The 22,503-nt window shown below is 67.4% G+C and carries 24 protein-coding genes; 12 read left to right on the plus strand and 12 right to left on the minus strand.

What is annotated here, in order from left to right:
- Positions 1–19 precede the first annotated feature (19 nt).
- Positions 20–862 (plus strand): glycosyltransferase family 2 protein, encoded by an 843-nt coding sequence (locus tag J2W14_RS10005; RefSeq protein ID WP_307461850.1) that lies wholly within the window; start codon positions 20–22, stop codon positions 860–862.
- A 37-nt stretch (positions 863–899) separates the two neighbouring features.
- Here J2W14_RS10005 and J2W14_RS10010 read toward each other — a convergent pair whose 3' ends face one another.
- Genes J2W14_RS10010 through acs form a run of 4 tightly spaced genes read right to left on the minus strand, consistent with a single transcriptional unit; the run spans position 900 to position 6,075 of the window.
- Complete coding sequence (locus J2W14_RS10010) at positions 900–1,394, minus strand: CoA-binding protein (RefSeq protein ID WP_307461852.1); 495 nt, start codon at positions 1,392–1,394, stop codon at positions 900–902.
- Positions 1,394–2,797, minus strand: a complete 1,404-nt coding sequence (locus J2W14_RS10015) for an O-acetylhomoserine aminocarboxypropyltransferase/cysteine synthase family protein (protein ID WP_307461857.1) — start codon at positions 2,795–2,797, stop codon at positions 1,394–1,396. Before J2W14_RS10015 ends, J2W14_RS10010 begins: the two co-directional genes overlap by 1 nt.
- A complete protein-coding gene (gene sfnG / locus J2W14_RS10020; protein ID WP_307461860.1) occupies positions 2,797–4,005 on the minus strand; it encodes a dimethylsulfone monooxygenase SfnG in 1,209 nt (402 codons plus the stop codon). The genes J2W14_RS10015 and sfnG overlap by 1 nt, the downstream gene beginning before the upstream one ends.
- Before the next feature lie 9 nt (positions 4,006–4,014).
- Positions 4,015–6,075, minus strand: coding sequence for an acetate--CoA ligase (gene acs, locus J2W14_RS10025; protein WP_307461863.1), 2,061 nt, complete (start codon positions 6,073–6,075; stop codon positions 4,015–4,017).
- Between the two features lie 264 nt (positions 6,076–6,339).
- Here acs and J2W14_RS10030 point away from each other — a divergent pair, with 264 nt between their 5' ends.
- The 7 genes from J2W14_RS10030 to J2W14_RS10060 all read left to right on the plus strand — a co-directional run bounded on the left by J2W14_RS10030 (position 6,340) and on the right by J2W14_RS10060 (position 10,226).
- Positions 6,340–6,765 (plus strand): CoA-binding protein, encoded by a 426-nt coding sequence (locus J2W14_RS10030; RefSeq protein WP_307461867.1) that lies wholly within the window; start codon positions 6,340–6,342, stop codon positions 6,763–6,765.
- Positions 6,766–6,849: 84 nt separating this feature from the next.
- Positions 6,850–7,260, plus strand: coding sequence for an MmcQ/YjbR family DNA-binding protein (locus J2W14_RS10035; protein ID WP_307461870.1), 411 nt, complete (start codon positions 6,850–6,852; stop codon positions 7,258–7,260).
- Positions 7,257–7,838: a DUF1990 family protein gene (locus tag J2W14_RS10040; protein WP_307461872.1), complete on the plus strand. Its 582-nt coding sequence runs from the start codon at positions 7,257–7,259 to the stop codon at positions 7,836–7,838. Before J2W14_RS10035 ends, J2W14_RS10040 begins: the two co-directional genes overlap by 4 nt.
- Positions 7,816–8,418 (plus strand): hypothetical protein, encoded by a 603-nt coding sequence (locus tag J2W14_RS10045; RefSeq protein ID WP_307461874.1) that lies wholly within the window; start codon positions 7,816–7,818, stop codon positions 8,416–8,418. Before J2W14_RS10040 ends, J2W14_RS10045 begins: the two co-directional genes overlap by 23 nt.
- A 60-nt stretch (positions 8,419–8,478) precedes the next feature.
- Complete coding sequence (locus tag J2W14_RS10050) at positions 8,479–8,796, plus strand: putative quinol monooxygenase (RefSeq protein ID WP_307461877.1); 318 nt, start codon at positions 8,479–8,481, stop codon at positions 8,794–8,796.
- Between the two features lie 76 nt (positions 8,797–8,872).
- Positions 8,873–9,166: a DUF503 domain-containing protein gene (locus tag J2W14_RS10055; protein ID WP_307461880.1), complete on the plus strand. Its 294-nt coding sequence runs from the start codon at positions 8,873–8,875 to the stop codon at positions 9,164–9,166.
- Positions 9,167–9,284: 118 nt separating this feature from the next.
- Positions 9,285–10,226, plus strand: coding sequence for a hypothetical protein (locus tag J2W14_RS10060; protein WP_307461883.1), 942 nt, complete (start codon positions 9,285–9,287; stop codon positions 10,224–10,226).
- An 88-nt stretch (positions 10,227–10,314) separates the two neighbouring features.
- Here the strand turns inward: J2W14_RS10060 and purL are convergent, their stop codons facing one another.
- The 3 genes from purL to purS are packed head-to-tail and all read right to left on the minus strand — an operon-like array spanning position 10,315 to position 13,674.
- The gene (gene purL, locus J2W14_RS10065) at positions 10,315–12,654 is read right to left on the minus strand and encodes a phosphoribosylformylglycinamidine synthase subunit PurL (protein ID WP_307461885.1); all 2,340 of its coding nucleotides are present in this window, start codon (positions 12,652–12,654) and stop codon (positions 10,315–10,317) included.
- A complete protein-coding gene (gene purQ / locus J2W14_RS10070) occupies positions 12,651–13,421 on the minus strand; it encodes a phosphoribosylformylglycinamidine synthase subunit PurQ (protein ID WP_307461887.1) in 771 nt (256 codons plus the stop codon). The genes purL and purQ overlap by 4 nt, the downstream gene beginning before the upstream one ends.
- Position 13,422: 1 nt before the next feature.
- On the minus strand, positions 13,423–13,674 hold the full coding sequence (gene purS, locus J2W14_RS10075; RefSeq protein ID WP_011690410.1) for a phosphoribosylformylglycinamidine synthase subunit PurS: 252 nt from the start codon (positions 13,672–13,674) through the stop codon (positions 13,423–13,425).
- A 299-nt stretch (positions 13,675–13,973) separates the two neighbouring features.
- Between purS and J2W14_RS10080 the strand changes: the two genes are divergently transcribed.
- Together J2W14_RS10080 and J2W14_RS10085 are read left to right on the plus strand one after the other, a co-directional pair.
- Entirely contained in the window at positions 13,974–14,159 is a 186-nt protein-coding gene (locus J2W14_RS10080) for a hypothetical protein (protein ID WP_307461891.1), read from the plus strand.
- A 354-nt stretch (positions 14,160–14,513) separates the two neighbouring features.
- Positions 14,514–17,597 (plus strand): S8 family serine peptidase, encoded by a 3,084-nt coding sequence (locus tag J2W14_RS10085; protein WP_307461894.1) that lies wholly within the window; start codon positions 14,514–14,516, stop codon positions 17,595–17,597.
- A 119-nt stretch (positions 17,598–17,716) separates the two neighbouring features.
- On the opposite strand, the gene J2W14_RS10090 is transcribed toward J2W14_RS10085, so the two are convergent.
- From J2W14_RS10090 to J2W14_RS10105, 4 genes are read right to left on the minus strand one after another with little or no spacing between them, the layout of a single operon-like run.
- A complete protein-coding gene (locus tag J2W14_RS10090) occupies positions 17,717–18,079 on the minus strand; it encodes a serine protease inhibitor (protein WP_307461897.1) in 363 nt (120 codons plus the stop codon).
- A complete protein-coding gene (locus tag J2W14_RS10095; protein WP_307461900.1) occupies positions 18,076–19,074 on the minus strand; it encodes a 3-methyladenine DNA glycosylase in 999 nt (332 codons plus the stop codon). Before J2W14_RS10095 ends, J2W14_RS10090 begins: the two co-directional genes overlap by 4 nt.
- Positions 19,031–19,588: an SSI family serine proteinase inhibitor gene (locus J2W14_RS10100; protein WP_307461903.1), complete on the minus strand. Its 558-nt coding sequence runs from the start codon at positions 19,586–19,588 to the stop codon at positions 19,031–19,033. Before J2W14_RS10100 ends, J2W14_RS10095 begins: the two co-directional genes overlap by 44 nt.
- Before the next feature lie 27 nt (positions 19,589–19,615).
- On the minus strand, positions 19,616–20,089 hold the full coding sequence (locus tag J2W14_RS10105; protein ID WP_307461907.1) for a MarR family winged helix-turn-helix transcriptional regulator: 474 nt from the start codon (positions 20,087–20,089) through the stop codon (positions 19,616–19,618).
- Between the two features lie 80 nt (positions 20,090–20,169).
- On the opposite strand from J2W14_RS10105, the gene J2W14_RS10110 reads away from it, so the two are divergent.
- Both J2W14_RS10110 and J2W14_RS10115 read left to right on the plus strand, forming a co-directional pair.
- Positions 20,170–20,403, plus strand: a complete 234-nt coding sequence (locus tag J2W14_RS10110) for a hypothetical protein (RefSeq protein WP_307461911.1) — start codon at positions 20,170–20,172, stop codon at positions 20,401–20,403.
- A 219-nt stretch (positions 20,404–20,622) separates the two neighbouring features.
- A complete protein-coding gene (locus J2W14_RS10115) occupies positions 20,623–20,829 on the plus strand; it encodes a hypothetical protein (RefSeq protein ID WP_370871255.1) in 207 nt (68 codons plus the stop codon).
- A gap of 89 nt (positions 20,830–20,918) precedes the next feature.
- On the opposite strand, the gene J2W14_RS10120 is transcribed toward J2W14_RS10115, so the two are convergent.
- Positions 20,919–22,277 (minus strand): aspartate kinase, encoded by a 1,359-nt coding sequence (locus J2W14_RS10120; RefSeq protein ID WP_307461918.1) that lies wholly within the window; start codon positions 22,275–22,277, stop codon positions 20,919–20,921.
- Positions 22,278–22,503: the final 226 nt, after the last annotated feature.

The raw sequence follows: 22,503 nt of genomic DNA on the forward strand, positions 1-22,503 counted from the left end.
CTGGGGGCAGGAACCCGACGTGTCCGCCGAGCCCGCGAGCGTCGACGTGCTGATTCCGACCTGCGACCGTCCAGCCGAGCTGGGGGTCACCCTGGCGGGCCTGGCGGCCCAGGACGAGCCGTCCTTCCGGGTGGTGATCAGCGACCAGTCGCGCGAGCAGCCGGCCTGGCAGCACCCCGCCCCGGCGGCGATGATCCGTGTCCTGCAGGCCCAGGGACGCGAAGTGGTGGCGCTGCGCCATGAACCCCGGCGCGGTCTGGCCGAGCACCGGCACTTCCTGCTGGAGCAGGCGCGGACGGGTCACTGCCTGTTCCTGGATGACGATATATGGCTGGAACCGGGCGCGCTGCACTGTATGCACGACGCACTGCGGGAGTTAGGCTGCGGCTTTGTCGGAATGGCACCCCAGGGCCTGTCCTTCCTCCAGGACCGGAGACCGCACGAGGTTGTGACCTTCGAGCGGTGGGAAGGAACCGTTTCACCGGAACGAATCCGGCCGGACGCCCCGGGATTTAGGCGCTGGCCGCCGCACAACGCAGCGAACCTCAGCCATCTGGCCGCCGACCTAAGATTGCGCCCGGGTGAGTGGGTTCCCTACCGGGTGGCGTGGCTGGGCGGCTGCGCCATGTACGACCGCGAGGCCCTGGCCGACGTCGGCGGCTTCAGTTTCTGGCATCTGCTGCCCCCGGAGCATTGCGGCGAGGACGTTGTGGCACAGTGGCGGGTAATGGAGAAGTTCGGCGGCGCGGGCATCCTGCCTTCCGGGGCCGTGCACCTGGAGTCGCCGACCACGGTCACGGACCGAAGAGTCGAGGCCTACACGGTAGTTATGCCGGAGGAATCGGACACGGCAGAGCCTTGACCCCCGCCCGCGCAGGGCGGGGGTCAAGTCAGCGCGGCTAGGCCAGGACCTGCCGCTTCGAGGAAATGACCCCCGTGTCGAAGCCGGCCAGATGCAGGCCGCCGTGGAACCGGGCATGCTCAATCTTCACGCAGCGGTCCATCACGACGTCGAGCCCGGCAGCTTCCGCTTCCTTCGCGACGTCCTCGTGCCAGGAGCCGAGCTGCAGCCAGAGCGTCTTGGCGCCGGCAGCGATGGCCTCGTCCAGGACTCCCGGCAGGTCACCGTGCTTGCGGAACACGTCCACGATGTCCGGGCTCTCGGGCAGGTCCGCGAGCGAGGCGTAGGTCTTCTCGCCCAGGATCTCCTTCACCACCGGGTTCACGAAGTACACCTTGTAGCGCGTGGAGGACTGCAGGTAGGTCGCCACAAAGTAGCTCGCACGGGACGGCTTATCCGAGGCGCCCACAATCGCGATCGATTTCGCCTGCCGCAGCAGGTTCAGCCGCTCCGGCGCCGACGGTCCGGCCCAGGTGCGCTCTTCAATGGTCATCAGTTCGCTCCGATTGTGCAGGTGTCGGCCTCCGGTGCATCCGCACGCGGCTTAGACACACCGCCTCGTTCCTCGGCGGCGCGATGCGCCGCTTCCGCGGATACACCGTCGGCCCCCATGAAAGACGCCACGTCCAGGGCCTGGTCAAGGTCCCAGAGGATGTCCTCGATGTCTTCCAGACCGATCGAAATCCGGATCAGGTCCTCGGGGATACCGGCGGATTCGAGCTGCTGCGGGCTGAGCTGCTGGTGGGTGGTGGAGCCCGGGTGGATCACCAGGGTCCGTGAGTCGCCGACGTTGGCCAGGTGCGAGGCCAGCTGCAGGGACTCGATGAACTTCTGGCCCGCGGCCCGGCCGCCCTTCACGCCGAAGGAGAACACCGATCCCGGTCCCAGCGGCAGGTACTTTTTCGCCCGCTCGAAGTGCGGGTGCGAAGGCAGGCCGGAGAAGTTCACGTAGGCCACGCGCTCGTCGGCTTCGAGCCATTCCGCCACGGCCTGGGCGTTCTTGAGGTGCTCGTCCAGGCGCTGCGGGAGGGTCTCCACGCCCTGCAGGAGCTGGAACGCGGACATCGGCGACAGCGCGGGTCCGATGTCGCGCAGCTGCTCGCAGCGGAGCTTGGTCAGGAAGCCGTACTCGCCGAAGTTCCCCCACCAGGAGACGTTGCCGTAAGACGCGACCGGCTCGGTCATGGTGGGGAACTTACCGTTGCCCCAGTCAAAGCGGCCGCTCTCGACAATGACGCCGCCGAGGGTGGTGCCGTGCCCGCCGAGGAACTTGGTGGCGGAGTGGATCACGATGTCCGCCCCGTGTTCGATCGGCCGCACGAGGTACGGGGTGCTCAGGGTGGCGTCGACGACGAGGGGGATGCCGGCGTCGCGCGCGACCTTGGCCAGCCCCTCCAGGTCCTGGACCTCCGAGGACGGGTTGGCGACCACCTCGACGAAAATTGCCTTGGTGTTCTCGCGGACCGCCGCGGCGTAGTCCGCCGGGTCGGTGCCGGGGACGAACGTGGTGTCCACTCCGAAGCGGCGCAGCGTAACGTCCAGCTGGGTCACGGTGCCGCCGTACAGCTGGGAGGCCGCGACGATGTGGTCGCCGGACTGGGTGAGCGCGGCGAAGGTGATGAACTCCGCGGCCATGCCCGAGGACGTGGCCACCGCGCCGATGCCGCCCTCCAGGGACGCAATGCGTTCCTCGAACGCGGCGACCGTGGGGTTGCCGATCCGGGAGTAGATGTTGCCGTACTTCTGCAGCGCGAAGAGGTTGGCGGCGTCCTGGGCGTCCTTGAACACGAAGGACGTGGTCTGGTAGATCGGCACGGCCCGGGCGCCGTGCTCGGCGTCGGGCGTTCCTCCGGCGTGCAGGGCGCGGGTGCGGAAACCGAACGTGCGGTCGGCCATTACGCGTTCACCAGCTCGCTGGCAGTGCCGGCCGGAGCTGCCGGAGTGCCGGACAGGTCCAGTTCCGTGCCGTTCTTCCGGGCGAGGTCGGCTTCGAGTTCGCGGACGATCGGCAGGATGTCCTGGCCGAAGGCCGCGACCTCCTCCTGGAAGTGCAGGTAGCCGGTGAGGAACAGGTTCACGCCGATCTTCTTGTACTCCACGATCCGTTCGGCGATCTGCTCCGGGGTGCCGATCAGCTGGGTCTTGAAGCCGTCGTTGTACTGGACCAGGTCCTCGAAGCTGGAGTCGGCCCACATGCCCTTGCCGTCCTTCGTGGAGGCGCCGGCTTCCTGGACCGCGGCGCGGAAACCCTCGACGGCGGGCTTGTGCGCCTTCGCGACGATCTCGCGGAGGGTGTCCCGGGCCTCCTTCTCGGAGTCGCGGGCGATGACGAAGCCGTTCAGGCCAAATTTCGGGTTGGGGAGCGCCCCGTCGGTCCCGCGGCGGGTCTCGCCGGCCGCGGCGACGACGCCGGCGATGTTCTCCTTGAAGCCTTCGAGGTCCTTGCCATTGGAGAAGTACCAGTCCGCCACGCGGCCGGCCGTGGCCTGCGCGGCGGTGGAGTTGCCGCCGAAGAAGATCTCCGGGTGCGCCCGGCCCGGCACGTCCACCGGTGCCGGGTTCAGGGTGAAATTGTTGATGTTGTAGTACTTGCCGGACTGGCTGTAGTCCTGCTCGGTCCAGAGCCCGCGGAGGACCTTGATGAACTCCTCGGTGCGGACGTAGCGTTCGTCGTGCTCGAGCCATTCGAGGCCGAAGTTCTCGAACTCCGCCTTGAGCCAGCCGGAGACGATGTTCACGGCGGCGCGGCCGTTGGAGATGTGGTCGGCGGTGATGATGAACTTCGCCAGCACACCGGGGTGCCACATGCCCGGATGGACGGCGGAGATCACCTTAATCCGCTCGGTGGCGGCCAGCAGCGCGAGGCTGAAGGAGGTGGCCTCGTGCTGCTTGTCCGCGCCGTAGGAGGCGGCGTAGCGGGTCTGGGTCAGGGCGTACTCGAAGCCGGAGTTCTCCGCGATCCGGGCCAGTTTCTTGTTGTACTCAAAGTCCCAGCCGGTGCGCTGTTCGATGGTGGAGACCACGAGGCCGCCGGAGACATTCGGAACCCAGTAGGCGAACTTGAGCGGATCGGAAAGACGGGCGACGTTGCTGATGTCAGTCATGGATGTTCCTTACTTCTGGGGTATTTCGAGTTGGTCATTGCGTTCACGCAGGACGGTCTGGATGCCGGCGATCGACGGTTCGTTCTGCAGCGAGGTCGTGTCACCGAGCGTGGTTCCTTCGAACAGCTGGGTCAGCAGCCGGCGCATGATCTTGCCGCTGCGGGTCTTCGGCACATCCTCGACGACGACGACATCGCGCGGCTTAGCGATCGGCCCGATCTCCTTCGCGACGTGCGCCTTCAATTCGGACGCGATGTCCTCGGTAGCCGCGCATCGCGCGAGCGAGGAACGAGCGAGTGTGTCTAAGCGGCGCGAGGACATCGCGTCCGAACTCTTCAGCACCACGAACGCCACGACGGCGTGGCCGGTCTTCGGGTCTGCGACGGGGCAGACGCCGGCCTCCACGACGTCGGGGTGCGAGACGAGGGCCGATTCGATCTCGATCGTGGAGAGCAGGTGTCCGGAGACGTTCAGGGTGTCGTCCACCCGCCCGAGGATCCAGATGTCGCCGTCGTCGTCGTACTTGGCGCCGTCACCGGCGAGGAACCAGCCCTGGTCGGCGTACTGGCGCCAGTAGGAGTCGAAGTAACGCTGCGGATTGCCCCAGACGGTGCGGGCGATGGCGGGGCCGGGGGCGTCCACCACAATGAAGCCCTGGACGCCCGGCGGGACCGTGTTGCCGGCGTCGTCCACGATCCGGGTGCTGACGCCGGGCAGCGGCCGGGCGGCGCAGCCGGGCTTGAACTCGGTGTCGGTCGGCGCGGGGGAGAGGATGGTGGCGCCGGTTTCGGACTGCCACCAGGTGTCCACCACCGGAGCCGTGCCGGACCCGACGTTCTTCCGGAACCAGCGCCACGCCTCGGGGTTGACGGCTTCGCCGACCGTGCCGAGCAGGCGGATGGAGGAGAGGTCGTAGCCCGCCGGGACGCCGTCCGGGAACCAGCCCATCAGCGAGCGGATCAGGGTGGGCGCGGTGTAGTACTGCGTGACGCCGTAGCGTTCGATGATTTCGAAGTGCCGGCCCGGGTGCGGAGTGTTCGGCGTGCCCTCGAAGATCACCTGGGTGGCGCCGTTGGAGAGGGGGCCGTAGAGCTCGTAGGTGTGGGCCGTGACCCAGGCGAGGTCCGCCGTGCACCAGTGGACGTCGGCGTCGCGGAGGGCGGGGTCCGGGTTACTGAAGAGGTGCTCGAAGCTCCAGGACGCCTGGGTGAGGTAGCCGCCGGAGGTGTGGACCAGACCCTTGGGCTTGCCGGTGGTGCCGGAGGTGTACATGATGAACAGCGGCGTTTCGGCGTCGAAGGCTTCCGGCGTGTGGTCCGCGGAGGCCTGCCCGACGGCGTCATGCCACCAAACGTCGCGGCCCGCGGTCATCGGGACGGTGTCCAGTAGTTCCGGTGCGGTGGTGCGGTTGACCACCAGGACGTGCTCGACGGCGTTGTCCCCGGCGACGGCCGCGTCCGCGTTGTCCTTGACCGGCACGGCGACGCCGCGGCGGAACTGCCCGTCGGTGGTGACGAGCAGTTTGGCGCCCGTGTCCTCCACCCGGAACCTGAGTGCTTCGGCGGAGAAGCCACCGAAGACGAGCGAGTGGATGGCGCCGATGCGCGCCACGGCCAGGGTGATGATCACGGTTTCCGGGATGACCGGGAGGTAGATGACCACCCGGTCGCCCTTGGTGATGCCCAGGTCCAGCAGGGCGTTGGCGGCCCGGGAGACCTCGCGCTGCAGCCCGGCGTACGTGATGGTGCGGCGGTCCCCGGGCTCGCCCTCGAAGTGCAGGGCCGCCTTGTCCCCGCGTCCCGCCGCGACATGGCGGTCGACGCAGTTGTAGGCGACGTTGAGCCGGCCGCCGTCGAACCAGGTGATGTCCGGGCCGGTGCCGGCGCCGACGTCGGCCGGGACCCGGCGGTGGGTGGTGTGCCAGGGTTTGTCCTGACCGGGAATGTCCTCCCAGTCCAGCCGGAGGGCCGCCTCCTCCCAGAAGGCGAGGCGCTCGGCTTCCGTGGCCGGGTGGCTGGCCGGGGCTGTTTGGTGCACTGTGCGCGCGGGCGAGGAAAGGGCAGTTGTCATTGGGATACTCCATCGGTCCTGGCGGTAGCACCCTGCGATCAGGGTTGCTGCGGCGTCATGGATCCAGGTCTCTTGGCCGCTCGGGATGGTCCTTCCCAACTAAAACGGATCGGCGGCGTTTCCTCAAATTCCGAGGATTTGTCGCGTAATATTCGGCCAGATGCCCTTCGGGGCGGAAGTGTCGGTCAATTGTTCGGATTGCAGTGCCCCTCGGAAGTCCTGTCGTTGGCCGTGACCAGGCGCGGTGGCGGTTAGGCTGTGCTCATGGCCCACGTCAACGATCCGGCAGTCCTCGAAAAGCTCATGCGCACCAAGGGGCGGTGGGCCATTGTCGGACTGTCCACGAACCAGTGGCGTGCCGCCTATGACACGTCCCTGTTCATCCGGGACCGGCTCGGGATGGAGATCATTCCGGTGAATCTGCCGGCCGATCCCGTGCACGGGGAAACCGGCTACGCCGCGCTCGCCGACATTCCCGCCGAGAAGCAGCCGATCGACGTCGTCGACTGCTTTGTGAATTCCCGGAAGGTGGGGGCCGTGGTGGACCAGGCGATCGCCGTCGGCGCCAAGGCTGTCTGGATGCAGCTCGGTGTCATCGACGAAGCTGCCGCGGCCCGGGCGAAGGCCGCCGGGCTTGACGTCATCATGAACGCCTGCCCCGCGCAGGACGCCAGGCGCTTCGGCCTCTGACCGGACTCCCGCTGGAACCGGAGCGGCCGGCCGTCCCGGCAGTAATGCCTGCAGAATGTCCGGGCCGGCCAGTAGGCTCGGCACATGGATGCAGCTGAACTCCGGGGAATCTGCCTGGGCTTTCCCGGCGCCTTCGAGGACTTCCCGTTCGGGCCCGAGACATCGGTGTTCAAGGTGCGGGCCGCAGTGTCCGGCGGCGCCCGCCACGCCGCCAAGATGTTCGCCCTCTCCGCCCTGGCGGCGGCCGACCTCTCCGTCAGCCTGAAGTGCGAGCCCGCCCTGGCCGAACAGCTCCGCGCGGCGCACCCGGAGATCACCGGAGCGTGGCATATGAACAAAAAGCACTGGAACGGGGTGCGCCTGGACGGGACCCTGCCCGATGCGATGGTGCGTGACATGGTGGAGGATTCCTACGACCTCGTGGTGGCCCAGCTGAGCCGCCGCCAGCAGGAGCAGCTGGGCTGGGCGCGGCTGGCCGACGGCGGCCGGGCGTGACCGCGCGGATCGCCCGGGGCGACCTGAACTACCCCGGCATCGGATTCACCAGCGAGGGCCGGGCTCCGGAGGGCTTCGACCGGTCCCGGGCCAGCACCCACCTGGGCGAGGGCTTCGAAACCTACCGCCGCGTCGCCGACGGGATCCTCAACTGGCAGATCCAGCGCCGGTCCGGGCTGCGGGTCCGTACCGAAACCGAGGCGGTGGAGTCCGGCTCCCGGATTGTCAGCGGCTTCGGCATCGGGCCCTTCCGGATCAAGGCGCCGTGCGAGGTCGTGTGGGTCCGGCACCCGGTCTCCGGAAACACGGCGCAGTCGGCAGGGTTCGGCTACGGCACACTCCCCGGCCATCCGGAGCGCGGCGAGGAAGCGTTTGAGGTCTCCATCGACGCCGCCGGCGCCGTGACCTTCACCATCACCGCCTTCAGCAGGCACTCCAACTGGTTCTACGCCGCCGGCGGGGCAGCGGCCAAGGCCGCCCAAAGGCTCATCACTTCCCGATACATTGACAGTGCACGTCAACTGGCCGCAGGTGAGAGCCGATCAGGAGCAGGCAATGCTGAATCAAACCACGCTTGATGAACTTTGGAACTTCGAGGACCCGCAGGCCTCGGAAGCCCGCTTCCGGGCGGCAGCGGCCGATCCGGCCTACGACGCCGACGAACGCGCCGAGCTGACCACCCAGCTGGGCCGCGCGATCGGCCTGCAGGGCCGGTTCGAGGAAGCCGACGCGCTGCTGGACGCGGTCGACGGCGACGAACCCACGGTGGCGGTCCGCGTGCTGCTGGAGCGCGGCCGGGTGCTGAACTCCAGCGGGAACGCGGAGATGGCCGTGCCGCTCTTCGAACAGGCCGCCGAACTCGCGGACCACCTGGGCGAGGAATTCCTGGCCGTGGACGCGCTGCACATGCTCTCCATCGCCGATGCGGGCCACGCCGAGACGTGGACCCGCAGCGCGTTGGAATACGCGTCCGCCGTGCACGACGAGCGGACCAGACGGTGGCTCGTGGCCCTTCACAACAACCTGGGCTGGACGCTGCACGACGCCGGGCGCTGCACCGAGGCGATGGTGGAGTTCCAGCTCGCCGCGCAGTGGGCGGACCGCGTGGGCACCCCGCGGCAGCAGGCACTGGCCCGCGAGGCGATCGAGGCTTGCTGAGACCGGTCCCTCGGACTGCAAGAATGGAAGACCGTCCCGCCATACCGAAAGGCAGTTCCCATGATCTTCATTGTCGTCAAATTCAAGGTCAAGCCCGACTGGTCCGACCGCTGGCTCGGCCTCGTGCACGACTTCACCCAGGCGACCCGCCAGGAACCGGGCAATCTGTGGTTCGACTGGTCCCGCAGCGTGGAGGACCCCGACGAATTCGTTCTGGTCGAGGCCTTCAAGGACGACGCCGCCGGGGACCACGTCAACAGCGCACACTTCAAGCAGGCCATGGCGGTCATGCCCCAGGCTTTGCGGGAGACGCCGCACATCATCAGCCGCCAGTTCGACGGCGAGGGCTGGGACCGGATGGGCGAGCTCACCATCTAACCCCCGTCGGTTGCTCCGTAACCGCCCTTTTGGCACCCCAAAACGGCAGTTACGGAGCACTCGCTAGGATAAATGCATGTGGATCGGCTGGATTGAATTCGACGTCCTCCTCAGAGACGTCCACAGCCTGAAGGAGAAGCGCTCCGTGGTGCGCCCGGTGCTCGCCGAGCTCAAGCGCCGCTTCGACGTCTCCGCGACCGAGGCCGGACTGCACAATCAGTACCGCCGCACGGTGATCGGCGTCGGGCTCGTCGCGGCGGACCGGGCGCACCTCGTCGAGGTGCTGGCCGCCGTCGAACGCTTTGTCGCGGCGCGGCCGGAACTGGAACTGCTCAGCGCCCGCCAGCGCGAACTCCGCAGCGACGACTAAAACCATCGATTGCTCCATAGGTGCCCTTATGAGGTGTCATAACGGCACCTGTGGAGCAGCGGATTGGGTGGTGTGGATAACTTCTGCGGCGTTCCCGCGGTTCTGGTCTCATGAAGCCATGAAAACCGCACGCCCGCTGCCGGACGATTTCCGTGGACGCCCCTTCACCGTTGTGGAAGCCGCCGCGGCCGGAGTGTCGCCCAAGCGGCTCCGCCACCGCTCCCTCGCAGCGCTGGGGAAGGGGATTCGTTCCCAGAGCCCGACGCCGGGGATTCCGTTGAGCGTGAGGGTGCGGCCATTCATTGAGGTCAATGAGCGATGCGCCGCGTCGCACCTCACCGCGGCGGAGCTTGGTTCGCTTCCGGCGCGGCGTCAAAAGGAGGGACCGCCGATGTATCACGTGATCAGACCCGAGGGTGCAGCCCATCTCAACCGTCCGCATGTCATCGTTCACCGCATGAAGCTCTACGACGACGAGATCACGCTCCTGGACGGGATTCCCCTCACCACACCGGAGCGAACCTGGCTGGATCTCGCCGAAATGCTGACCGTGGACGAACTTGTGGTGGCCGGCGACAGCTGCGTCCGCGTCCCCCGGCTCGAGTTCGAGGGCAGGGACATGCCGTTATGCAGCCTCGCGGATCTGCAGCGGATGATCGACCGCCACAGGGGAAAGCGAGGAATCCGCAGGGCGCGGGAGGCCATAAGGCTCATACGCGTGGGCTCGGATTCGCCGCAGGAATCCATGCTGAGACTTGCCATTGTCCGGGGCGGTCTTCCGGAACCGGAACTGAACGTGCCGATCGTCGACGATGCAGGAACGCGGCACCACGAACCCGACTTGTCGTACCGGAAATACAGGATCGGCATCGAGTACGAGGGCGAGCAGCACGGCGAAGAGGGACAGATTGTCCGGGATATCGCCCGATCCGAGCGGTACACGGCCCTCGGCTGGACCGAGGTCCGGATCTCCAACCGGCATATGCACAATGACGCCAAGGCTGCCGTGGCCAAGGTCCGGGCCGCGCTGGTCCAGGCCGGCTGGCGGCCGGGCCGTTAAACCACATCGACTGCTCCGAAACCGCCGTTCTGAGGGTTCAGAAGGGCAGTTGCGGAGCAGTCGATGGTGGTGCGTGGGGCGGTGGGGGCTAGCCGAAGTACTTCGGCAGGGTGGCCTCGTGGGCTTCGCGGAGGGATTCGAGGTTCATGGTCTCGACGCCGGTGATCTCCAGCGTGCCGCCCTCAGCGTCGACGACGCCGATCCGCAGATGCGGGAAGCCGCGGGCGGTGCACATGTCCGTGAAGCGGATCTCCTCGGAGCGGGGCACAGCCACGATGGCGCGGCCCTGCGTCTCGGAGAACAGCGCTGTGAACAGGTCCACGCCGTCGCGGTCCAGGATATCCTGGAGCGCGACCCGGGCACCCACGCCGTAGCGCAGCGAGGACTCCACGAGGGCAGCCGCTAGGCCGCCTTCGGAGAGGTCGTGCGCGGAGTCCACCATGCCGTCGCGGGAGGCGTTGATCAGGATCTCACCCAGGGCGCGCTCGGCGGCGAGGTCAACCTTGGGCGGCAGGCCGCCGAGGTGTCCGCGCATGTTGGACCATTCGGAGCCGTCCAGTTCCGCCGCCGTGGTGCCGAGCAGGTAGATGGCCTGGCCGTCTTCCTTCCAGCCCGACGGCGTGCGGCGGGCGACGTCGTCGAACTTGCCGAGCACGGCCACCACGGGGGACGGGTGGATGGGGGTGGTGCCGGTCTGGTTGTACAGCGAGACGTTGCCGCCGGTGACCGGGATGCCCAGCACCATGCAGGCGTCCGACAGCCCGCGGATGGCTTCGGCCAGCTGCCACATCACGTCGGGGTCCTCGGGGGAGCCGAAGTTCAGGCAGTCGCTGACCGCCATCGGCACGGCACCGGAGGTGGCGACGTTGCGGTACGCCTCGGCCAGCGCCAGCTGCGCACCGTGGTACGGGTCGAGGTAGGTGTAGCGGCCGTTGGCGTCGGTGGCCAGGGCCACGCCCAGACCGGTTTCCTCGTCCACGCGGACCACGCCGGCGTCGTCCGGGAACGCCATGGCGGTGTTGCCGCCCACGTAGCGGTCGTACTGGTTGGTGATCCAGGACTTGTCGCACATGTTCGGTGAGGCGACGAGTTCGGTGATGGCGGCGGCCAGTTCCGCGGGGCCGGACGGGCGGCCGGCGTCCTGCACGGACCCGGTGAAGGCATCGGCCTGCACGGCGTCCTGCCACTCGGGGCGGGCGTACGGGCGGTCGTAGACCGGACCGTCGTGGGCTACGGTGCGCGGGTCGACGTCGACGATAACGTCGCCTTCCCAGGTGATGATGAGGCGGCCGGTATCCGTCACCTCGCCGAGCCAGGAGTACTCCACAGCCCACTTGTCCATGACCGCTTCAAACGCGGCGACGTTCTCCGGGGTGACCACGGCCATCATGCGTTCCTGCGACTCGGACATCAGGATTTCACCCGGGGTCAGGGTCGGGTCGCGGAGCAGGACGGAGGTCAGCTCGACTTCCATGCCGCCGTCGCCGTTGGAGGCGAGCTCGGACGTGGCGCAGGAAATGCCGGCGGCGCCGAGGTCCTGGATGCCGTCCACCAGGGAGCCCTTAAACAGCTCGAGGCAGCATTCGATCAGGACCTTCTCGGCGAAGGGGTCGCCGACCTGCACGGCGGGGCGCTTGGACGGCTTGGTGTCGTCGAAGGACTCCGAGGCCAGCACGGAGGCGCCGCCGATGCCGTCGCCGCCGGTGCGGGCGCCGAAAAGCACCACCTTGTTGCCCTTGCCGGAGGCATTGGCGAGGCGGATGTCCTCGTGCCGCATGACGCCGACGGCGAGGGCGTTGACCAGCGGGTTGCCCTGGTACACGGAGTCGAAGACCATTTCGCCGCCGATGTTCGGCAGGCCCAGGGAGTTCCCGTAGCCGCCGATGCCGGCCACGGCGCCGTGCATGACGCGGGCCGTGTCCGGGTGGTCAATGGCGCCGAAACGCAGCGGGTCCATTACAGCCACCGGGCGGGCGCCCATCGAGATGATGTCGCGGACAATGCCGCCGATGCCAGTCGCGGCGCCCTGGTAGGGCTCCACGAACGACGGCGAGTTGTGGGACTCGATCTTGAACGTCACGGCCCAGCCGTCGCCCAGGTTGGTGACACCGGCGTTTTCGCCGATGCCCACCAGCATGTCCTTCTTCATCTCGTCGGTGACCTTTTCGCCGAACTGGCGCAGGTGGTTCTTCGAGGATTTGTAGGAGCAGTGCTCGCTCCACATCACGGAGTACATGGCGAGTTCGGCGCCGGTCGGGCGGCGGCCCAGGACCTTGACGACCTCGTCGAACTCGTTCTGCTTCAGGCCGAGTTCGGCCCAGGGGAGTTCGACGTCCGGGGTCTTGGCCGCGTTCTCGACGGTGTCGATGTTGAACTTCTTGGTCTCGGTGGCGGTGCCGGCCGTCCGGCCAGTCGACGTCTCCGTCATTTGTTGTCTCCCACGATCTTGTTCAGGACAGAGGTGAAGAAGCCGAGGCCCTCGGTGCCGGAGCCGATTTCGGGCCCGAAACCGGCCTCGACGGCGTGCTCCGGGTGCGGCATGAGGCCCACCACGTTGCCCGCGGCGTTGGAAATGCCGGCGATGTCGCGGCGGGAGCCGTTCGGGTTGAAGCCGACATAGCGGAACACGACCCGGCCCTCGGCCTCCAGGGCATCGAGGGTCTTCTCGTCCGCGATGTACTGGCCGTCCTGGTTCTTCAGCGGCACAGTGATTTCCTGGCCGACGGCGTAGTCCCGGGTCCAGTCGGTGGTGTTGTTCTCCACGCGCAGGATCTGGTCGCGGCACATGAACAACAGGCCGTCGTTCTTGATCATCGAGCCGGGCAGCAGGTGCGACTCGGTGAGGATCTGGAAGCCGTTGCAGATGCCCAGGACGGGCAGCCTGGCGTCCGAGTTGGCGGCGTCGATGATCCTGGCCATGAGCGGCGCGAACCGGGAGATGGCGCCGGCACGCAAGTAATCGCCGTAGGAGAAACCGCCGGGAATCACGACGGCGTCGACGTCGCCGAGGGTGGTGTCGGCGTGCCAGAGAGGCACGGCGGCGGCGCCGGCCAGGCGGACCGCGCGGACGGCGTCGCGGTCGTCCAGGGTGCCGGGGAACGTGACAACGCCGATCCTCGCACCCGTGAGCTTGCGAACATCAGGAGCTTGATCGGCGACGGCGACGGCCTCGCCGATCAGGGGAAGTTCAGTCATCTCAGGCCTCGACGACCTCGACGTTGACGACGTCCTCGATGACCGGGTTGGACAGCAGGGTCTCGGCGGCGTTCCGGGCCTGGGCCAGGATCTCCTCCGTCACCTCGCCATCGACCGTGAGTTCAAAGCGCTTGCCCTGGCGGACAGAACTAAACGCGGTGAAGCCCAGACGAGGGAGTGCACCCACGATGGCCTTCCCCTGCGGGTCGAGAATCTCGGGCTTGGGCATGACGTCGACAACGATCCGGGGCATCCGGCAACTCCTGTGCGTGAGCATTGGGTAAGGGCGCAGCGGAGTGATGCCGTCTCACGCCGGTCCGCTGTGTGGTGAGGACTGCTTGATGAACACAGCGTGAAAGGGCGCTCCGCGAGCTTGCATGCCCATTCTACCGGCCGCGGCGCGTCCGGCCGCATTGGCGGCGGGAAGTGTGAACGAAGCTGCCCGGCCGCCCGGACAGCACTCGGGGGGACGCCCACGTCAAACGCGCGGCGGCCCGGCCTGGCCTGCGCCGATCTATGGTCACACCGGTGCGCCGTCAGTAGGATGTGCGCATGTCTGAGAAATCAAAATCCATGGTCTTGCCCGTCGTCGCTGCCGCCGTTTTCGCCGGCCTGGGCCGGATGGTGCTGCAAAAAATCAAAGCGGACCGCAAAGCCCGGGAAAGCAATGTCGCCGGGCCGCTGGATGACAAGACCCGCGAGTGGATCAGCGAAGTGGTCAGAACTCCCCGCCGGTAGCGGGCGCTGGAGTTCCCTGGCTCCCCAGTAGCGCCTCCGGAGCCCTGAGTCCGTCCCCGATCGGCCGACCCGGCAGGGCCGGCCGCGCCCCTCCGGGCGTGGCCGGTCCGCCGGGTCTTGTCGATTTGATTGACAAATTTTGATTTACCCTTTGTGGGCTATGTCATATCCGGCTCTCAGTCTGTACTGTATGAATCGGCTGGTATCCGTCGGGCCCGTGAGAGTCTCAGCTCTTTCTGTCCGGCCAGTCCGTTGACCCGGCACCACCGTCGGGACCGTTCCTTATGAAAGGTTCAACCACACGTGAAATCACCAGGAAAGAGCTTCCTTCGAAGCGGGGGACTCCGGAGGGCCATGGCACTGACCCTGGGCTTGCCGGTCCTCTTGTCAACAGTCGCGATCGCGCCCGCCACCGCGGCACCGGGATCCACCGTTGCCCAGGTTGCACAGAAGAATCTGGATCCCAGCAGCTACCCGGACGGGCGCTACATCGTCCAGCTGGCTGAGAAGCCGGCAGCGAGCTACGAAGGCAGCACGCCTGGTTTTGCGGCCACCAAGCCGGCGACAGGCAAGAAACTCGACGCCGGGAAGGCCGAGGTCAAGCAGTACCGGGCCCACCTGGAAAAGAAGCAGGCCGAGATCGCCGGACAGCAGGGCGTGCAGATCAAGCGCCAGTTCTCCGCAGCCGTCAACGGCTTCAGCGCCACGCTCACCACGGACCAGGCCCTCCAGCTCGCCAAGGATCCCAGCGTCCTGATGGTTTCCCCCGACACGGAAAACGCCCCGGATTACTCCAGCACCGATTTCCTGAAGCTCAGCGGCGAAAACGGCACCTGGAACACCAAGTTCGGCGGCCAGGACGGTGCCGGCAAGGGCGTCGTCGTCGGCGTCATCGACACCGGGTACACCCCGGGCAGCGCCTTCTTCGCCGGCGAAGAGGTCAAGCCCCTCGTCGGCAAACCCGTCGTTGGTGTGCCGTACAAGACGGCCGACGGCAAAATTGCAATGCTCAAGTCCGACGGAGAAATCTTCGCCGGTGAGTGCCAGGCGGGCGAGGACTTCGACGGTTCGGCCTGCAACTCCAAGGTCCTCAGCGCCCACTACTTCTCGGAGGACTTCGAGGCGAACGTGCCCCCGGCCAACCGTGCTCCGGAGGAGCTGTTGTCCCCGGTCGACGTCGACAGCCACGGCACCCACACCGGCAGCACCGCCGTGGGCAACGCCAACATCGAGACGTTCGTCGACGGCCGCAGCTTTGGCTTGACCAGCGGCATCGCGCCCGCCGCAAAGCTCTCCGTGTACAAGGTCTGCTGGGAAGACACCGACCCGAACACCGGCGGCTGCTACAGCTCCGCGTCCGTGGCCGCCGTCGAACAGGCCATTGAGGACGGGGTGGATGTGCTGAACTACTCCATCTCCGGCTCCGCGACGTCCGTGATCGATCCCGTTTCGGTGGCCTTCCTGAGCGCCTCCACCGCGGGAATCTTCGTCGCCGCGTCAGCCGGAAACTCCGGACCGACGGCCAGCACCGTCAACCACGGCGGCCCTTGGGTCACCACGGTTGCGGCCAGCAGTTTCTCCCAGGAGCTCCAGGGCACGGTTGAATTCGCCGACGGCGCCAAGTTCCGCGGCGCCAGCATCATGAACAAAGAGGTCAAGGACGCTGGCGTCGTGCTGGCTGCCGACGCGGCCGCAGCGTCCCCGCCGTCGTCCCCCGCGCTGTGCGGGCCCGGCACGCTGGACCCGGCGAAGGTCGCCGGCAAGGTCGTCGTCTGCGACCGTGGTGTTGTCGACCGCGTCGCCAAGAGCGCCGAGGTCGCCCGCGGCGGCGGCGTCGGGATGATCCTGGTGAACCTCAGCAGCTCCTCGCTGGACACGGACAAGCACGCCGTCCCGACCGTTCACGTGAACCCGCCGGCCACCGAGGCCATCAAGGCCAAGGTCACCGCCAACCCGGCCCTCACGGTGTCACTGGTAGCCAAGGACACCACCGGGCTGGCGCTGGAGGCTCAGCCGCAGATCGCCGGATTCTCCTCCCGCGGGCCGCTGCTGGCCACCGGCTCCGACCTGCTCAAGCCTGACGTCGCCGCCCCCGGCGTCGCCGTCCTGGCCGGCGTCTCACCGATCGGCACGGGCGGCGACGACTTCGGATTCCTGTCCGGTACGTCCATGGCCGCGCCGCATGTTGCCGGCTTCGGCGCCCTGCTCCTGGGCAAGAACCCGAACTGGTCCCCGGCCACGGTGAAGTCCGCCATGATGACCACGGCAGGCAATGTGGTCAACGCTGACGGCTCCAAGAACACCGACGTCCACGCCACCGGCGCGGGCCAGGTGGATCCGGCACGCATGGTCGATCCGGGTCTGGTCTACGACGCGAACCTCGGGGACTACCTGAAGTTCATCCAGGGCACGGGGGTCAACATTGGCCAAGCGTCCAGCACCCTTCCGCGGGATATGAACGTTCCGTCCTTCTCGCTGGGCAGCCTGACCGGAAAAATCACCGTGACCCGCACGCTGACTGCCCTGACCCCGGGCGTCTACAAGGTCCAGGCGAATGTGCCCGGCATCAAGGTCAGCGTGGCTCCGGCCTCCCTGAACTTCAAGGCCGCCGGCGAGAAGAAGACCTTCAAGGTGAGCTTCGAAAACAAGGGAGCCGCTCTGGCCCAGTTCGCTATGGGCTCCCTGAGCTGGGAGGGCGCGGGCAAGACCGTCACCTCGCCGATCGCAGTCCGTCCGCAGTCCGTCCTGGCTGCCAAGGAGGTCTCCTTCACCTCGGAGGCCGGCACCGGCTCCGGTGACATCAACGTTGTCTCCGGCACCGACAAGCCGATCTCGATGACGCTGGATGGACTCTCCAAAGCGGATTCCTCCGCAGTGGAACTGATCCCGGGTGCGTTTACCGGCCGTGCTGACGCCTCAACGTTCGTCAAGACGGTGCAGGTCCCTGCCGGTGTCCCGCTGGCCAAGTTCTCGGTCATCTCCTCTGACGAGGCCTCGGACTTCGACATGTGGGTGGTCACCCCCCGGGGTGTCGAGCAGGTCGCCACGGCGTCGGCCAGCGAGTCGCTGTCCATCCCGAACCCGGCAGCCGGCTCGTACACGATCTACGCGAACCTGTACTCCAGCCCGGGTAACCAGGCCACCAAGGCATCGGTGGACGCGGCTGTCCTCGGCGCCAATGAGAAGAATGCGACGCTCACGCCGAACCCGCTGGTGCTGCCCAACGGCGAGGCCGGCAAGGTCACGCTGAACTGGACCGGCCTTGAGCCCGGCTCCTACATCGGACGGGTCACCTTTGCCGGAACCAGTGAGCCGACGTTCGTCAGCGTCCTGGTGAATGGCGCCGGCGAGGCTGCGGTCGCGCCGACGTCGGACGGCTCGGCCGGGCTGTCCAAGTTCCTGAACCAGGAGCTGGACCGCCCGAACAACGCCATCTAGGCGGAGTCCAACCCTGATAGCAAAGGCCAATGGCCGGCGGTTTCCACCGCCGGCCATTGGCCTTTAAGCTGCCATTCAGACTTCCGGTGGGGCCAACACTGGCGTTCCGCGGGGGCGGCTCAGATCGCTCCGGTGGAGCCCGCAACTCCGCCCAGCAGCGGCGCCATGGTGCGCCAGCGGGCGATCTCGCAGCCGTCGGTGCGGCTGAACTCGCTGCTGACTTCCCGGCCCAGGAACCAGCCGGTCACCACGGCGACCTGCGGGCCGCCGTACTGCTGGGTGCACAGCTTCGGCGGGCCAGGCTTGGGGAAGAAGATGTCCTCCCCGTGCTGCGTGACTGCCGCGAGGGCGGCGGCGGAATCCGGCAGGGTGCAGCCCTCGGCGAGGGCTCCACCGCTGGCCTCCAGCCGGAAGACGTGCTCCGGGGCGCCGGGGGCCTCGGTCAGGCGGATGGTGAGATCGATCTCGTGGGCGGCGGTCATTGCTGTCCTTCCGTGCGTTCGGGAGCAGGTCCGGGGCCGGAACCCGCCGACTGGAGCAGGGGCGTGAGCTCCCGCAGCAGCCGGCGCCGCAGCTCCTGCGATTCGTCGGAGAAGGCCCGCTGGTGCTCAACGTACTCGGCCTTTCCTTCTGCCGTTTCGATCAGGATGGCGGGATATCCCCATTCCTCCAGGTCGTAGGGTGACGCCTGCATGTCCATGGCCCTGATCCGCCAGGACAGCTCGAAGCAGTCCATCACCAGGTCGCTGGGCAGCAGCGGCGCGAGTTTGTAGGCCCACTTGTACAGGTCCATGTTGGCGTGCAGGCACCCCGGCTGTTCCATGCTCCGCTGGTTCTCCCGGCTCGGCGCCAGGCTGTTCAGCGGCACGGCGTCCGGCGTGTAGAAGCGGAAGGCATCGAAGTGCGAGCAGCGGATCCGGTTCTCCTCCACCACCTCGTCGGTCCGATCGGAGCCGAGCCGCAGCTGGAGGTACTCGTGCCGGAGCTCGAATTTGTCCTGCCGGTACACCATCGCCCACTCGTGCAGCCCGAAGCAGCCGAACTGCGCCGGCCGCGCCGCCGTCCCGGCCAGGATAATTCCGGCGAACTGCAGTGCGTCCCGCCGGTCCCGGACGAACGCCTCGACGTCGACCGTGACGGCCGCGCTGCCCGGCAGCAGGCCGGCGGCGGCGAGTTCGCCGTCGTCGGGCGTGCGGTAGTACTTCCAGCCGGTGCGCTCCGCCGCGTCGGGACCGGAGAGCACGACGCCGGCACCCGGGTGCCAGCGCAGCAGCTGGCCCGGCTTCTGGGTGTAGTAGGTGAAGAGGAAGTCCTCGACCGGGTGCTTCCGCCCGGCGGACCGCCGGGCGAGGTAGGGATCCGCATAGCGCCGGACTCGCGCCTGATGAGCGGCCTGGCGCTGCAGCCAGGCTTCCTGGGGGAGGCAGTGCAGCTTAGACAGCCCCGCCGGTCGAGCCAAGGACGTCCTTGGCGGCATTCCAGGCCGCGATCTCGCAGCCGTCGCGCAGCGTGAAGGTCGCTTCGACCGCCCGGCCGTCCACCACGCCCGTGACCGTGGCCTCCTGCGGGCCGCCGTACTGCATGGTGCAGGCCTGGTCCGTTGGCCGGGGCGCGGGACTGAGCACCGCCGCGTTGTTCTTTACGGCCAGGCAGGCCGCGGCAGCATCGGGATGCTGACTCTCGGCGGCCGGGACCCCGCCCTGGCAGACAAGGGTGAAGTTCGCGGGTGTGCCCGTCTCGGACGGCTTGACCATGATCGCCAGTTCGGCGTTGCCTTCCCCGGGACCGGAGGTCACGGGTACGGCAGACGGCGAGGGGGCCGGCGTCGTCGTTTCAGTGTCCGGCGAGGGGGTGGCCGTAGCGGAGGGGCTTGCCTCCGTCGGGCCGGGGGACGTGGCCGACGGCGACGGGGTTCCGCCGCCCGGCGTGCAGGCGGCCAGTCCGGCTACCGCCATCAGAACGAGCGCCGCGTGGCTCAGTTGCTTGCGCATCAGCAGTCCTCCTGTGTTTTGCACAGTCTACCGCCGAGCCGGGCCGTTGGGACCAGCCTTCGTGGCCGCAATCAGATCCATCATGGAGGCGTGCAGCTGGCTGACCTGTTCACGGGTCAGGCCCAGCCGGTCCATCATGGTGCCGGGCACAGCGGTGGCCTGCTGCCGCAGCGCAGCTCCTTGCGGGGTCAGTCCCACGGCAAGGGTCCGTTCGTCGCCGGGCACCCGCTGGCGCGTGATGAAGCCGGCCGCTTCCAGACGGCGCAGCAGGGGCGAAATCGTTGCGGGCTCCTGGGCGAGGGCCTCGCTGATGTCGCGCACGGAGCGGGGGCTGGACTCCCAGAGGCACAGCATCACCAGGTACTGGGGGTGGGTGAGTCCGAGCCTGTCCAGCACCGGCTTGTACGCGCCGACGACGCTGCGGGATGCCACCGTGAGCGCGAAACAAAGCTGGTGCTCCAGCAGGAGGTCGTCCTGGGTTCCGTCGGTCACATCCGCCACGTGGGCCCTCCTTGAATAGTTAGTGCACTAATCATTAGCGTACACTGATGGGAACGTCTCGTTCTTAGGAGTGGATAGTGATGGCCAAGGAAAAAGCCGAAAACGCCTCGCAGAGGTTCATGCGCGCTATGGGCAAACTCCGGATGATTTTCGGACCCGCCAACCGCAGCTCCCTGGTGCACGAGATGACCGAGCAGAACCGTGAGCTGCTGGCCCGGCGCGAAGCCGAAACCCAGCAGTGGGAGACCCTGCACCGCCCCGACGGCAGCACCTACGTTGTGCCGCGCAACCCCGAGGACAAGTCGCTGCGGTAAAGCCGCTGCCGGCTGCGCCTGCGGCCGTGCTCCCGGGCCGGTCCCCGCGGATCCCGGACTCGTCCCCGCGGAGTTTCAGGAGGCGGGCACCCATGCCTTTCCCCCGGCGTCGGGCGTAAAATAAGGTCACTGGCACCAGCACTTAGCCACGGCCGTTCCCCGTGGCCGCACAGGGGAGAGGGGGTGGGAATTGTGGCACTTCCACTGAAGAAGGCTGCCCTGAGGCAGCACCTGCACCCGTCTTCATGGGCACGCTTCCTTTTCGGCCCTGCCTCACGAGGGGACTACTCGGCACCGGTCATTCACAAGCATGACGAGTTCGAGACGGCCTCCGAGGCGGAGCTCGCCGGTTTTGAAGTGGAAACCGACGCACACGGACATCACTACGCTGTCCGAAAGGAAGACCTCCCGAAAGAGCAGGTCTGAGCAGCGCCCCGCCGGGGGCATAACGAAGGGAGCGGCAGATGCCGCTCCCTTCGTCGGTTAATTCCTGGGGCTAACCCCCGGCGGGTGACTCAGCGGCCGGTACCGCCGTGCACCCTCGCCTCATCATCGCTGTCCAGGTCGAAGGCCTTGTGGATCACGCGCACGGCGTCGTCGAGCAGGTCCGCGTGCGTGACGACCGAAATCCGGATCTCCGAGGTGGAGATCATGTTGATGTTGATCCCGGCCTCGGACAGCGCCGCGAAGAACCGCGCCGAGACGCCCGGGTGGGAACGCATGCCGGCGCCGATCAGCGACAGCTTGCCGATCTTCTCGTTGTACTCGATGCTCTCGAAACCGATCCGGTCCTGCGCGGCGTGCAGGGCGGCCAGGGCGTCGGCGCCCTCGACGATCGGCAGCGTGAAGGAGATGTCGGTCCGGCCCGTTCCGTGCGTGGAAACGTTCTGGACGATCATGTCGATGTTCGAGTGCGCATCGGCGATGACCTGGAAGATCGCGGCAGCCTTGCCCGGGATGTCGGGAACCCCGACGACCGTGACCTTGGCTTCGGAACGGTCGTGTGCAACACCGGAGATGATTGGCTGCTCCAAGGCAACTCCCTCTTGGGTTGTGATTTTGTCGTCGGCGCTGGGCATGACCCAGGTGCCTTCGTTCTGGCTGAATGAAGAACGGACATGCAGCGGCACGCCGAAACGGCGGGCGTACTCGACGCAGCGCAGGTGCAGGATCTTGGCGCCGGACGCCGCCAGTTCCAGCATTTCCTCGCTGGAGATCCGGTCGATCTTGCGGGCGGAGGGCACGACCCGCGGGTCGGCGGTGTAGATCCCGTCGACGTCGGTGAAGATCTCGCACACGTCCGCGTCCAGGGCGGCGGCCAGTGCCACCGCCGTCGTGTCCGAGCCGCCGCGGCCCAGCGTGGTGATTTCGTTCGTGGTGCGGCTCATGCCCTGGAAGCCCGCGACGATCGCAATGTGGCCCTTGTCCAGGGCGGTGCGGATGCGGTGCGGGTCGACGTCGATGATCCGGGCCTTGCCGTGAATGCCGTCGGTGATCATGCCGGCCTGGGAACCGGTGAAGGACTGGGCCGACGCGCCGAACTTGTTGATGGCCATGGCGAGCAGTGCCATCGAGATGCGTTCGCCGGCGGAAAGGAGCATGTCCATTTCACGGGCGGGGGCGGAGTCGGTGACCTGGGCCGCGAGATCGAGCAGCTCATCGGTGGTGTCACCCATGGCCGAGACCACCACGACCACTTCGTCGCCGGCGTTCTGGGCATCCACGATCCGGCGGGCCACGCGCTTAATGCCCTCGGCGTCCGCCACGGAGGAACCGCCGAACTTCTTCACCACAAGGTGCTTCGTCGTGGCGGCAGCAGCGGGCAGTTCCTGTGGCTGCGGTCCGGGATGGACTTCGGTAGTGGGCAAACTCATGCGCGCACCCTCACTGGATTATCGGGTCTGGGCCAAGCAACCAAACGGCGCGACGGCGTAACTTCTCACCCCAGTTTATCGCCGGGACGCCTTGGTTGCTGAATTGTGACCGCATGCCAGACAGCCCCGCATCTGTTCCGCTGCACATGCGCTCCGCCGCGGGCATGGGGTGGGCATGTGCTCCGGCCCGTTGCGGACATGCCCTCCGGGGTGGCCGGGCGATGGG

Source organism: Pseudarthrobacter oxydans (assembly GCF_030812335.1).
Taxonomy (GTDB): domain Bacteria; phylum Actinomycetota; class Actinomycetes; order Actinomycetales; family Micrococcaceae; genus Arthrobacter; species Arthrobacter oxydans_B.

Coding starts and splice junctions, on each gene's coding strand:
- J2W14_RS10010 (WP_307461852.1), bottom strand. CDS start 1,394: ATGACCATTGAAGAGCGCACCTGGGCCGGACCGTCGGCGCCGGAGCGG.
- J2W14_RS10015 (WP_307461857.1), bottom strand. CDS start 2,797: ATGGCCGACCGCACGTTCGGTTTCCGCACCCGCGCCCTGCACGCCGGA.
- sfnG (WP_307461860.1), bottom strand. CDS start 4,005: ATGACTGACATCAGCAACGTCGCCCGTCTTTCCGATCCGCTCAAGTTC.
- acs (WP_307461863.1), bottom strand. CDS start 6,075: ATGACAACTGCCCTTTCCTCGCCCGCGCGCACAGTGCACCAAACAGCC.
- J2W14_RS10030 (WP_307461867.1), top strand. CDS start 6,340: ATGGCCCACGTCAACGATCCGGCAGTCCTCGAAAAGCTCATGCGCACC.
- J2W14_RS10035 (WP_307461870.1), top strand. CDS start 6,850: ATGGATGCAGCTGAACTCCGGGGAATCTGCCTGGGCTTTCCCGGCGCC.
- J2W14_RS10045 (WP_307461874.1), top strand. CDS start 7,816: ATGCTGAATCAAACCACGCTTGATGAACTTTGGAACTTCGAGGACCCG.
- J2W14_RS10050 (WP_307461877.1), top strand. CDS start 8,479: ATGATCTTCATTGTCGTCAAATTCAAGGTCAAGCCCGACTGGTCCGAC.
- J2W14_RS10055 (WP_307461880.1), top strand. CDS start 8,873: ATGTGGATCGGCTGGATTGAATTCGACGTCCTCCTCAGAGACGTCCAC.
- J2W14_RS10060 (WP_307461883.1), top strand. CDS start 9,285: ATGAAAACCGCACGCCCGCTGCCGGACGATTTCCGTGGACGCCCCTTC.
- purL (WP_307461885.1), bottom strand. CDS start 12,654: ATGACGGAGACGTCGACTGGCCGGACGGCCGGCACCGCCACCGAGACC.
- purQ (WP_307461887.1), bottom strand. CDS start 13,421: ATGACTGAACTTCCCCTGATCGGCGAGGCCGTCGCCGTCGCCGATCAA.
- purS (WP_011690410.1), bottom strand. CDS start 13,674: ATGCCCCGGATCGTTGTCGACGTCATGCCCAAGCCCGAGATTCTCGAC.
- J2W14_RS10080 (WP_307461891.1), top strand. CDS start 13,974: ATGTCTGAGAAATCAAAATCCATGGTCTTGCCCGTCGTCGCTGCCGCC.
- J2W14_RS10085 (WP_307461894.1), top strand. CDS start 14,514: ATGGCACTGACCCTGGGCTTGCCGGTCCTCTTGTCAACAGTCGCGATC.
- J2W14_RS10090 (WP_307461897.1), bottom strand. CDS start 18,079: ATGACCGCCGCCCACGAGATCGATCTCACCATCCGCCTGACCGAGGCC.
- J2W14_RS10095 (WP_307461900.1), bottom strand. CDS start 19,074: ATGCCGCCAAGGACGTCCTTGGCTCGACCGGCGGGGCTGTCTAAGCTG.
- J2W14_RS10100 (WP_307461903.1), bottom strand. CDS start 19,588: ATGCGCAAGCAACTGAGCCACGCGGCGCTCGTTCTGATGGCGGTAGCC.
- J2W14_RS10110 (WP_307461911.1), top strand. CDS start 20,170: ATGGCCAAGGAAAAAGCCGAAAACGCCTCGCAGAGGTTCATGCGCGCT.
- J2W14_RS10120 (WP_307461918.1), bottom strand. CDS start 22,277: ATGAGTTTGCCCACTACCGAAGTCCATCCCGGACCGCAGCCACAGGAA.